The organism is Pelovirga sp. (genome assembly GCF_059864205.1).
In genome coordinates this window covers 1-10,767 of the sequence record NZ_JCBCBS010000235.1, presented here as the reverse complement: position 1 = coordinate 10,767, position 10,767 = coordinate 1, and the positions used below count along the sequence as shown (strand labels likewise).

General features: G+C 50.2%; 10 protein-coding genes. 8 read left to right on the top strand and 2 right to left on the bottom strand.

Annotated elements, in window-relative coordinates; all coding sequences use genetic code 11:
- Window positions 1-119: 119 nt before the first annotated feature.
- Window positions 120-926: a DUF8612 domain-containing protein gene (locus AC6F7T_RS14680; protein ID WP_500720060.1), complete on the bottom strand. Its 807-nt coding sequence runs from the start codon at window positions 924-926 to the stop codon at window positions 120-122.
- Window positions 927-975: 49 nt separating this feature from the next.
- Here AC6F7T_RS14680 and AC6F7T_RS14675 point away from each other — a divergent pair, with 49 nt between their 5' ends.
- From AC6F7T_RS14675 to prsR, 5 genes are all read left to right on the top strand, one after another.
- Entirely contained in the window at window positions 976-1,212 is a 237-nt protein-coding gene (locus AC6F7T_RS14675; RefSeq protein WP_500720059.1) for a type II toxin-antitoxin system prevent-host-death family antitoxin, read from the top strand.
- A complete protein-coding gene (locus AC6F7T_RS14670; RefSeq protein WP_500720057.1) occupies window positions 1,209-1,586 on the top strand; it encodes a PIN domain-containing protein in 378 nt (125 codons plus the stop codon). The genes AC6F7T_RS14675 and AC6F7T_RS14670 overlap by 4 nt, the downstream gene beginning before the upstream one ends.
- A gap of 248 nt (window positions 1,587-1,834) precedes the next feature.
- Window positions 1,835-3,223: an MBL fold metallo-hydrolase gene (locus AC6F7T_RS14665; RefSeq protein ID WP_500720056.1), complete on the top strand. Its 1,389-nt coding sequence runs from the start codon at window positions 1,835-1,837 to the stop codon at window positions 3,221-3,223.
- 141 nt (window positions 3,224-3,364) lie between these two features.
- On the top strand, window positions 3,365-5,431 hold the full coding sequence (gene prsK / locus AC6F7T_RS14660) for an XrtA/PEP-CTERM system histidine kinase PrsK (protein WP_500720054.1): 2,067 nt from the start codon (window positions 3,365-3,367) through the stop codon (window positions 5,429-5,431).
- A gap of 28 nt (window positions 5,432-5,459) precedes the next feature.
- On the top strand, window positions 5,460-6,887 hold the full coding sequence (gene prsR / locus AC6F7T_RS14655; RefSeq protein ID WP_500720052.1) for a PEP-CTERM-box response regulator transcription factor: 1,428 nt from the start codon (window positions 5,460-5,462) through the stop codon (window positions 6,885-6,887).
- A gap of 35 nt (window positions 6,888-6,922) precedes the next feature.
- On the opposite strand, the gene AC6F7T_RS14650 is transcribed toward prsR, so the two are convergent.
- Complete coding sequence (locus tag AC6F7T_RS14650) at window positions 6,923-7,813, bottom strand: fibronectin type III domain-containing protein (RefSeq protein ID WP_500720050.1); 891 nt, start codon at window positions 7,811-7,813, stop codon at window positions 6,923-6,925.
- A gap of 243 nt (window positions 7,814-8,056) precedes the next feature.
- Between AC6F7T_RS14650 and AC6F7T_RS14645 the strand changes: the two genes are divergently transcribed.
- From AC6F7T_RS14645 to AC6F7T_RS14635, 3 genes are all read left to right on the top strand, one after another.
- Entirely contained in the window at window positions 8,057-8,737 is a 681-nt protein-coding gene (locus tag AC6F7T_RS14645) for a cyclic nucleotide-binding domain-containing protein (protein WP_500720049.1), read from the top strand.
- 192 nt (window positions 8,738-8,929) lie between these two features.
- The gene (locus AC6F7T_RS14640) at window positions 8,930-9,601 is read left to right on the top strand and encodes a response regulator (protein ID WP_500720048.1); all 672 of its coding nucleotides are present in this window, start codon (window positions 8,930-8,932) and stop codon (window positions 9,599-9,601) included.
- A gap of 96 nt (window positions 9,602-9,697) precedes the next feature.
- Entirely contained in the window at window positions 9,698-10,645 is a 948-nt protein-coding gene (locus AC6F7T_RS14635) for an AEC family transporter (RefSeq protein ID WP_500720046.1), read from the top strand.
- The last annotated feature ends 122 nt before the right edge of the window (window positions 10,646-10,767 follow it).

The window sequence follows — 10,767 nt, the reverse complement described above, 5'->3', positions numbered from 1 at the left end:
ACACCGCGCAGCGGTAGACAAATGACACCACGAAGTGGCAGACAAATGACGCCGCGCTAGCGGCAGACAAAGGACCAATGACGCCGCGTCAGCGGCAGACACCGCGCTAGCGGCAGCCTTTAGCGGCAAAGACACAACCATTTCCATACCGGGACAACGTGAATAATCCCGGCTGGGGTTCGGATCTGTTCTTCCTGATCGGTCGTCAGTAGATAGCTTTGCTCGATATTAAGGCTGATCATCCCTTCTTCCAGGGCGCGTATTTCGCGTTGGCGTGTGCTGTTCTGTTTCACATGAGCGCAGACATTGATCAAATGACCCATGGCGTAAAAATCTACTTCAAATTCCCCCTTAAGATAATAGATTTCTGCGGTTTGGCGACGCAGGTGCAGGAAGACAAGATTTTCGTAGAGTTTGCCGATATCATCGCCGGCAAAGGCGTCATAAAGGCGCTTGAAATTGTTGTCAATGATATAAAATTTGCGGGGATTGCGCTGTTCTTCCTTGATGGAAGGGCGAAATACAGGAATGTTGAAGGCAGCATAGGCGTCGTTGAGGTATGAAAAATAGTCGATCAGCGTATCTTTGGATAATTTAAACCCTTGTGAGCGAAAATCGTTATAGAGTTTGTTGTAGCTCACGAGGGTGGCGGGATTGGCGAACAGGTAACGGATCAGATGTTTGAGCAGGGCGCGATTGGTCACGCCAAAGCGTTCAATGATGTCGCGATAGATGATCAGATCAAGATAGTCGCGCAGAATGCGGCGTTCGATGTCGTCGTTCTGGTTGAAGCATTCAGCGAAGCCTCCATGGCCGAGATAGTGGTTGAAATGGTGCTTGATCCAGCTGCGGGAAGCGGACGAGTCGAGGTTAGGAAGCCTGGTAGGTTGGGCCCCGCGATAGCGGAGGTGTATTAAGTGTATCAAGTTGACCAACAAGACCAACGTTGATACAATCGACCAACTAAGGGAGGCTATGATGATTGTTAATATCTCAGAAGCAAAAGCGAACCTTTCAAAATTGATCAACATGGCGTATCACGGCGAAAAGATTGTTATCGCCAAGAATAATTTGCCCCTTGTCGATTTGGTTGTTCATCAACCTGAGGGTAAGCGCACCCTGGGGTTGCTGTCCGGTCAGGTTGTTGTCCCTGACAATTTTATTGATGATGACCCGGATATTGATGACATGTTTTACGGGCAACAATCATGAAAATACTCATGGATACGCATATTTTTCTTTGGGCTATTTCCGACCCTGGTAAACTGACCGATAAATGGCGCTTTGAGCTTGAATCACAGGCAAACCAGGTTTATCTCAGTGCCATTTCGGTTGCAGAAATAATGATCAAATCATCCATCGGAAAGCTGACAGTTGATTTTGATCCTGTCGATATCGCTAAAAAAACCGGTTTTGATTTCCTGGTCTTTAGCGCGGAAGACGCTCTGTTGTTAAAAGATTTGCCATTCCATCATCGTGACCCTTTTGATCGCATGCTCGTTGCTCAAGCTGTCCAGAATAATTTATTCATCATGACCGATGATACCAAATTCAGCTTGTATGATTGCCGGTTGATTGGTGGGTGAGCAGTGAGCAGTGAGCGGTGAGTAGTGAACAGTGAACAGTGAACAGTGAACAGTGAACAGTAAGCAGTGAACAGTAAGCAGTGAACAGTAAGCCGTGAGCGGTGAGCGGTGAGCCGTAAGCCGTAAGCTGTAATCCGCTCACTGTTTACCGTTCACTAAAGATTTTCACCGCTCACGGCTCACCGTTCACGGTTCACGGTTTTTTACAAATGACACCGCGCTAGCGGTCAATTGAGTAGGGGGGAACAATGACGGAATATCCACAACTGCATTTTCACGGGGGCACCGGCGGGGTGACGGGGTCCTGTTATGAGCTGCGGGTTACGCAGGATTCCGGAATCCTGATCGACTGCGGGTTGTTTCAGGGGGCGGATGAGCGGCCGTTGGAGATCGATTTTCCGGTTGATCACATCAAGGCGCTGCTGGTGACCCATGTTCATATTGACCATGTCGGGCGGATTCCCTATCTGCTCGCCGCCGGGTTTGCCGGCCCCATCTATTGTTCCGAGGCCTCGGCGTATTTATTGCCGCTGGTGCTGGAGGATGCGGTCAAGATCGGCTTTACCAGGGATCGGCGCCTGGTGGAGCGTTTTCTCCGGTTGATCGAAGAACGTATTGTTGCCGTGCCTTTTGGTCAATGGGCAAATATCGCCGACACCGATATCAGGGCGAAGTTCAAGCGCGCCGGACACATCCTCGGGTCGGCGTATATTGAGTGTGATGTGGCGGGGCGGCGCTTCCTGTTTTCCGGTGATCTGGGCGCTCCCTACGCGCCACTGTTGCCGGCACCGAGAGCACCTTATCGCGCCGATACGGTCGTTCTGGAAAGCACCTACGGTGATCGTCGGCATTCCAATCGTCGGCAGCGGCGCGAATTATTGCGTCAGGTGATCAAACGGGCATTTGCCGATCGTGGAGCTATCCTGATTCCGGCATTCAGTATCGGCAGGACCCAGGAGTTGTTATATGAGCTGGACGATCTGATCTTTCGCTGCCGAGCTGAAGAGGTTGCCGCCGGCATGGCCTGGGATGATCTGGAAATCATCGTTGATTCGCCGCTGGCCAGTCGCTTTACCGCTGCCTATCGGCAGCTCAAGGATTTATGGGATGCTGAAGCCGGTCGCAAGGTTGCAGCGGGGCGCCACCCTTTGTCGTTTGAACAGTTGATCACCATCGACTCCCATCAGGATCATCTCCATACCGTTGACTATCTGCAGCGCACCGCGCGCCCGGCCATTGTGATTGCCGGCAGCGGCATGTGTAATGGCGGTCGGATTGTCGCCTATCTCAAGGCCTTGTTGGGCGATCCTCGCACCGATGTACTTTTTGTTGGTTACCAGGCCGATGGTACACCAGGGCGTGCTATCCAGACCTATGGTCCGCGTGGCGGCTATGTGTTTCTGGATGGGGAGCGCTATGACATCAAGGCACACGTCCATACAATGAGCGGCTATTCTGCTCACGCTGATCAGCGTAATCTGGTTAATTTCATCAAGCGCATGCGCCATCTGCCCGATACTGTTTATCTTGTCCATGGTGATGGCGATGCCAAGGTGGCGTTGAAGACCGAGCTACAGAAGTTGTCGAAGTCGATGACTATTGTCATTGGGCAGAAGAATTTAGAATCCACAATTTAGCACCTGACTGCTGTTTTTATTTTGCTCCTTTCTGAGCTGGATTTATGGTTTAATTGGTTGCCCCAAACTAAGATAAATTGAGGTTATGCTGATCAGGCCCCTGAGCCGAACATAAATTCTTCAATCTACTGACAGAAACTGATGCTGACGGAAATTCTCCTCTGGTTAAATGTTCTCTTCTGCCCGCTAGCGGTGGTGATACTCCTTGTCCGCCGCTCTTTTAGCGTGGCGACCCTGTTGTTTATGGTGGCCCTGATCGCTTTAGCCTGGTTGGGTTTTATTGATCTCTCCTCGCTACGTTCGCCGCAACGTATCTATGGCTTGCGCAATGTTGGCATGCCGTTAGAGGTCGTTGTCGTTTTCGCCTGCTACTTTTATACAAAAACCTCCTTTCGTGACAACTCGACGATTTATCGTGGCTTTGGCTTCTGGCTTGCCATCCTGTTATTTGTCGCCCTTTTTGTCTATGCACTGGTGACGCCATCCCTGGATTTGATCTTTTCTCCCGATTTTGCTGATGAACGGATCCTGTTTTTGACGGCATCAGGATTTCTTGTTTATCTGATACTGATGCTGGTACTGGTGTTTGGACTGGTGCAACTTGAACGTACCCTGGCTGGGCTGCACGAGCTGCAGCGCTGGAAGGTCAAACTCGAAGTGCTCGCCAGCGGTTTGTTGATGGCGGCATTCGCCCTCTATTTCAGTCATAGTTTGTTGTTTCGTTCGATCAATGCTGATTATCTTTCCATTCGTTCAGCGGCAGTGTTAGCAGCTGTGGTACTTTTCTGCTATTCGCGTCTGGTTCGCGGCGATGGTGAGCGCCTGGCATTGTCGCGGGGGATTGCTCATCGTTCATTTGTGTTGTTGCTGGTGGGGGGCTATCTGATTCTGCTGGGCACCATCGGCGGCGGCTTACGTTACCTTAATATCGGCGATGCCAGGGTTTTTATCAATATTCTGCTGCTGGTAGGGAGTCTTGCCCTGGCGTCGGTGTTCCTGTCGGAGCGCTTGCGGCGCAAGCTGAAAGTTCTGCTACAGAAAAACTTCTATCAGAGTAAATACGATTATCGCGAGCAGTGGGAGCGGTTCTCCCGGCATATGGTCGATGGTGGCAGTTTAGCCCATATCCAGAATGGCATTCTTGATCATTTATGTTCGATTCTGGCGTGCAAGGGTGCAGCGCTCTACTTATTTGATCATGAGAAAAAACATTATGTGCCGGCTGCTGTATTTAATCTTCCCCGCGACTGGCGGCCGTTTCTTGTTGATGATCCGATGGTGTGCCGGTTGGCTGAAAAAGACTGGATTCTCAATCTGCATGATGACCCCCCTGATCTGCAGGGGTCGTTGCTTGAGACGCTCCATGAATCCGACATCTTTTTGATATTGCCGCTGTTTTTTGATGAAGAGCTGGAAGGCTTTGTCTTGCTTGGGGAGCAGATCAATCCTGACGAGTTATTAAGCTTTGAAGATTATGATATGTTGCGGATGCTGGCTCGTCAGTCGATTGCAACCATTCAGGGGTTGCGTCTTGCCGATCAGCTGGTGGTGGCGCGTGAGCTGGCAGCTATCGGCAAAGTATCGACCTTTGTTCTGCACGATCTGAAAAATCAGGTTTCCGGCCTGTCGTTGCTGATGGAAAATGCCGCCGTGCATATTGAAAATCCCGAATTTCAACAGGATATGCTGGAAACCATCGGCAATACCGTAAGCAACATGAAATCCCTGATAACTCGCTTAAAAGGATTAAAGGAAAAACCACAACTGGCTGTTTCATCGGTACCATTGAGCAAAATTATTGCTGATGCGGCAGGCACGATCGGGGGAGCAATCCATGTCGATGGTGATCGGGACATTTCAGTTGCCGTTGATGAAGAAGAGATTTACAAGGTTATAGTTAATATCCTGGTCAATGCCAGAGAAGCAACGTTAGATGGAAGTTCTGTTGATATCAGTTACGGTGCCGATCAGCTACAGGCATGGATCAAGATTAAGGACGCAGGCTGTGGCATGAGTGCTGAATTTATCCGGACCCATCTTTTTAAGCCGTTTGAAACCACAAAAAAGCATGGCTTTGGCATCGGTCTGTATCAATGTCAGCAGATCGTTACGGCTCATAATGGAGAAATTCTGGTTGTCAGTCGTGAGGGAGAAGGGACGGTGTTTACTGTCAGGTTACCTCTGGCCTTTGATATGAGGCCGTCTTGACGGTTTAACCAGCGAAGCGGGGATAGTAATGAACGATTTGCTTATCGTAGATGACAGCCCTGAAATCCGCAAGCAGCTCAAGTGGGGATTGGCCAAAGACTACCGGATCCATCTGGCTGAAAGTGTCACAGAGGCCCTGTCTCTCTTTGACCAACACCAGCCGCGGGTGGTGTCCCTTGATTTGGGGCTGCCACCTGATGTGGATGGTGCAACCGAAGGACTACGTTGCCTTGAGGAAATACTGAAGAAAAAACCGGATACCAAGGTTATTGTGCTGTCGGGCAATGAAGACCACAAGAATGCACTGGCTGCTGTTGATATGGGAGCCTATGATTTTTATCACAAACCCATTGACCTGAATGAGATCCGGATTATTCTTGAGCGCGCTTTTCACCTGGCAACACTCGAAGAGGAAAATCGCCGCCTGCATTTATCCGCTCAGCAATCAGGAAACGATTACAGCGGGATCATTGGCCAGTGTCCGGCGATGCTCGAGGTATTTGCAACGATTAAAAAAGTGGCCTCAATCAATGTGCCGGTGCTGATTTTAGGTGAAAGCGGTACCGGCAAAGAGGTTATTGCCCAGGCGATTCATCAGCGCGGCATCCGCCAGGGCAAGCCGTTTATCGCCATCAATTGCGGTGCCATACCGGAAACCCTGCTAGAGTCTGAATTGTTTGGTCATGAAAAGGGATCTTTCACCGGCGCCGGCAATCGGGTCCAAGGCAAGGTTGAATATGCGCAGGACGGCACCCTGTTTCTCGATGAAATCGGTGAGATGCCGCCTTTGCTGCAGGTGAAAATACTGCGGTTTTTACAGGAAAAAGTGATTCAACGGGTCGGTGGACGTGAAGATATTCCCCTCGATACGCGAATTATCGCGGCAACCAACACCGACATTGTCCAGGCCATCAGCTTGGGTGATTTTCGCGAAGATCTTTATTATCGCATTGGCGTTATCACAATCAATCTGCCGCCGTTACGTGAACGGGGAGAAGATATTGAGTTGCTGGCCAACTATTTCCTGCGTCGCTTTGGTCAGGAATATGGCAAAAAAGTTCGTGGTTTCAGTTTGGCTGCCCGCAATGGACTGCTTGCCTACGATTGGCCGGGAAATGTCCGTGAACTGGAAAATAAGATCAAGCGTGCAATTATTATGACCGAACAACCGATGATTGCTGCCGCTGACCTGGGGTTTGCCACCACTGAAGCAGATGATGCTTTATCCGGCGGCCCTGAGCTGGAAGAAAAGGCTGTGTCCCAAGAGTACCTCCTGCCGGTGCGCAGCATAACCCTGAAAGAAGCGCGACTGCAGATTGAAAAAACCCTGTTGGTACAAGCGCTGGAAGACTCTGCCGGCAATATTCAAAAAGCCGCCGACCAGTTAGCGGTGACCCGCCCAACCCTCTATGACCTGCTGAAAAAACATGGGTTGTATATATCTGGACAAGGTTAGAATACCCTTTTTTGTGAAGATATCATAATGCCCGGTTACTGGGTGGTAAAGCTGTACATTTCGCTATGATAGACAGTTTCGGGAGCGCTCGTGCTATACGCATCGACTTTCCAGTAATAGGTTGTTCCCGACCCCAGAGAGCTGGTCTGGTAACTGGTGCTGGGGCCGGTGTCAATGCGCGTCAGGGTCGCTGACGGGGAAGGGACACCTCCTGCCGTCGAGGCGGTTGAGGATAACGAATCCCCGGTGCCGGAACCGCCACCTTCTCCACACGCCACCAGGGCAAAGAGTGCCAGTCCCGCTACGGCCGATCGGCCTATATAGGCAGGACGTGAACCTTCTCTACGGCTAGTCAGCCATGTTGTCAATAATAGCAATAGAGCGATGATGATGAAAAAGGTCGGCGTGGGTTCCGGTAAAAGCTTCCTGGGGAAAGGGTCGAAGGCGTAAGGGGTGCCTGCCGCTTTGTTGACCTGTTCCTTGTCGGTCCCATAATAAAGGATATAGTTCAGATCCTGGAGAGGGCCGGCTTCCCACTCAAAAGTAACATTCCAGGGGATAACGATACTTTCTTTTTGCGGCCAGTGTAATGGCGGCATCCAGGCGGTGGCGACGATGTTGGAGAAACCGCTTTCATTTTTATCGCTGTCGTAGGCGGTGACGGTAAAGTAGTAGACAGCTGTTTCTTGCAGTCCACTGATCGTCGCCATCAGGGAATTCTCAACGTCGAGAGGTGAGGGCCCTTGATCTGCTCCTGTGCCTGCGAGGGGCAGCTGCGGCGACAGCGGTTGATAGTAGACCCTGTATCCGGCTACATCGGGGCTGGGGCTAGGTTCCCAGTAGAGGGTGACTTCCCGCGCGAAAGCGAATGAGGTAATATTGACAAAAAACAGGACGGCTGCTATAAGTATCTGATTATATTTCATCTTTTCATTTTCCTTCAATTTAGAGCAGGCATTGTAGCAAATGTCGATAAAATAATTAACCCCATTTTTTAAAGTTGGTTATTTATGATGGCGTCGCAAAAACTCACCAACTGCCGCGTTGCTGCGTTTATTTCGCTGCTTCGACGTACGTAAGTACGCCTCATTGCTCAACAAACACGCGCCTTGCATTTGGCGCTTTTTGCTTAGCCAGCTAACCGGATACTTTTTGCGAAAGCATCATTTATGACAAGCATTTTATCGAATGTGTTGAAACAATGTCACTTGTTTGCCGGAACCTCTGCGGAGGACCGGGAAATGCTTCTGGCCATTACTAAAACCCGGGAAGCAGGTCGAGGTGAATTACTGTTTGAAGAAGGGCAGAAGGCTGATGGTTTTTTTGTAGTTGTCAGCGGTAAAATCAAGGTTTTCAAGCTTTCACCCGATGGACGTGAGCGCATCCTGCATGTGATACAGCCAGGCAACAGCTTTGCTGACGCGGCTATATTTGCTGATGGTGCGTTCCCTGCTTTCGCTATGTGTATTGACCAATCCACCCTGTTGTTTTTCCCCAGGGATCAATTTTTAGGGTTGCTCCATCGCCATCCGCAACTGGCGATCAACATGATTGCCGGATTGTCACGGTTTTTAAGAAACTTTGCCTCCCAGATCGAGGATTTAACTTTTCGTGATGTGCCCGCGCGGCTGGCGCGTTTTTTGGTCAGTGAGTGTGAAAAAGGCCGTCAGCAGGTCACCTTGACTGTTTCCAAGGCGCAGCTTGCTTCCAATCTCGGCACTACCAGTGAAACCCTGTCGCGTACCTTGCGTAAGCTGGCTGATGAAGGGTTGATTGCTGTGCAGGGGCGCACGATCAAGCTGCTTGACATCAATCGCCTGGATGATTTGGTCGATGCCGCACGTTTTTAGCAACCCATTTGCCGGCTAACCGCTGTAACTTGCAGCAATAATTCATTTTATGGTTGAGACTTGGGCAAGACCCTGCTAAAGTTGCACTATCTTGCGATTTGTTAATTAGTTTGCGTCTGGAAACTCTGAATTTTTATCTTCATTATGTGGGTGTGTGAGCGCTTTTTTAAGCCGGGTAAAGGAGAATAACTAATGCGTATTCTTGTCGTAGAGGATGAACAGAAGGTTGCCGGATTTATTCAGCGTGGACTGGAAGAAGAGGGCTACAAGGTTGAACTGGCGCTCGATGGCGAAGAGGGGATAGAAAAAGGGATGACGGGTGCTTTTGACCTGATCCTGATGGATATTATGCTGCCCAAAAAAGACGGCATCGCGGTGATTCGCGAATTGCGCGAGAATAATATCATGACGCCGGTACTGTGCCTGACGGCGCGCGATTCCGTTGATGACAAGGTCATTGGTCTCGATATCGGTGCTGACGATTATTTGGCCAAACCCTTTGCCTTTGCCGAACTGGTGGCACGCTGTCGCGCCTTGATCCGCCGTGGTACCTCTGACCGTGGGGCAGAAATCCATTTTGCTGACCTGCGCCTTGATCCGGTAACACATAAAGTCTGGCGTTCCGGCAAGGAAATTGAACTTACATCCAAAGAATACGCCCTGATGGAATATTTCATGCGTAACCCCAACAAGGTGCTGACCCGTACCATGATCGCTGAAAATGTCTGGGATTACTCATTCGATTCATTTACCAATATTATCGATGTTTATGTGAACTATCTGCGTAACAAGATCGACCGCGATTATGATAAAAAGCTGATTCATACGGTGCGTGGTTCCGGGTATGTATTGAAAGAGTCGTAATCCTTTACGGACTCATTTCGTCTCTTTAAAGGGCCTGGTTATTTATATGATCAGGCCTTTTTTTGTCAATTTTTGTACGCTGATCAGGACACCTGAATGGTTGCTGATTTTTATTTCGCCCTGACCATCACCGCGCCTATTTTTACCATTTTGGGTTTGGGGATTGTTTTCAAGCGGATCGGTCTGATCACTGAGGCCTTTGCCAAGGTCGGCGCTGAGTTGGTGTTTAAGGTCACCCTGCCATGCCTGTTGTTTGTCAAACTGGTCGAGACTGATTTTCGCCACAATCTACCCTTTACCCTGATTATCTATGCCGTGCTGGCAACGATTGGGGTTTTTATCGTCCTTGATCGTTTGCTGGCACGCTGGATCACAACACCCGCTGACCGTGGTGTTTTTGTTCAGGGAGCCTTTCGTGGCAACATGGGGATTATCGGTCTGGCGTTTTGTTTAAGTGCCTTTGGTGATGGGGTGGTGGCGGTTGCTTCGATCTATCTGGCGGTGTTAACCACCCTGTTCAATGTGCTGTCAGTGATGACTCTGACGCGCCATCAGAACCACGCCGTCGATGCGTCTCACAAGTGGCGGGTATTCCTTGAAATCGCTAAAAACCCCCTGATTATTGCCATTGTTATCGGTGTCCTGGTGTCGTTAAGTACGATTCCGGTTCCCGCCCTGTTACTGACGACTGGTGAGTACTTTGCCCGCATGACCTTGCCCTTGGCGCTGTTGTGTGCCGGTGCTTCTATTCGCTTGCTTGAATTCAAGGGGGACCGGGCCTTGTATTGGGGGGCAGCGGGAAAATTATTGTTTGTGCCGTTGGCGATCACTGTCGGTGGTGCTGTGATCGGCTTACGGGGACAGGAGCTGGGCGTCCTTTACCTGATGAGCGCTTCACCAACAGCGGCAGCAAGTTACCCCATGGCCCTGGCTTTAGGCGGCAATCATCACCTCGCCGCGGCGATTATCGCTATGACATCCTTAGGGTCGGTGTTTTTTATTACGGTGGGGGTATTTGTGCTACGGTCGCTGGGGTTGATATAGGTAGTGGGTAGTGGGGAGTAGGGAATAGGGAGTGGGGAATAGGATTTACCCCACTACCCACTACCCACTACCCACTACCCACTACCCACTACCCACTACCCACTACCCACTACCCACTACCC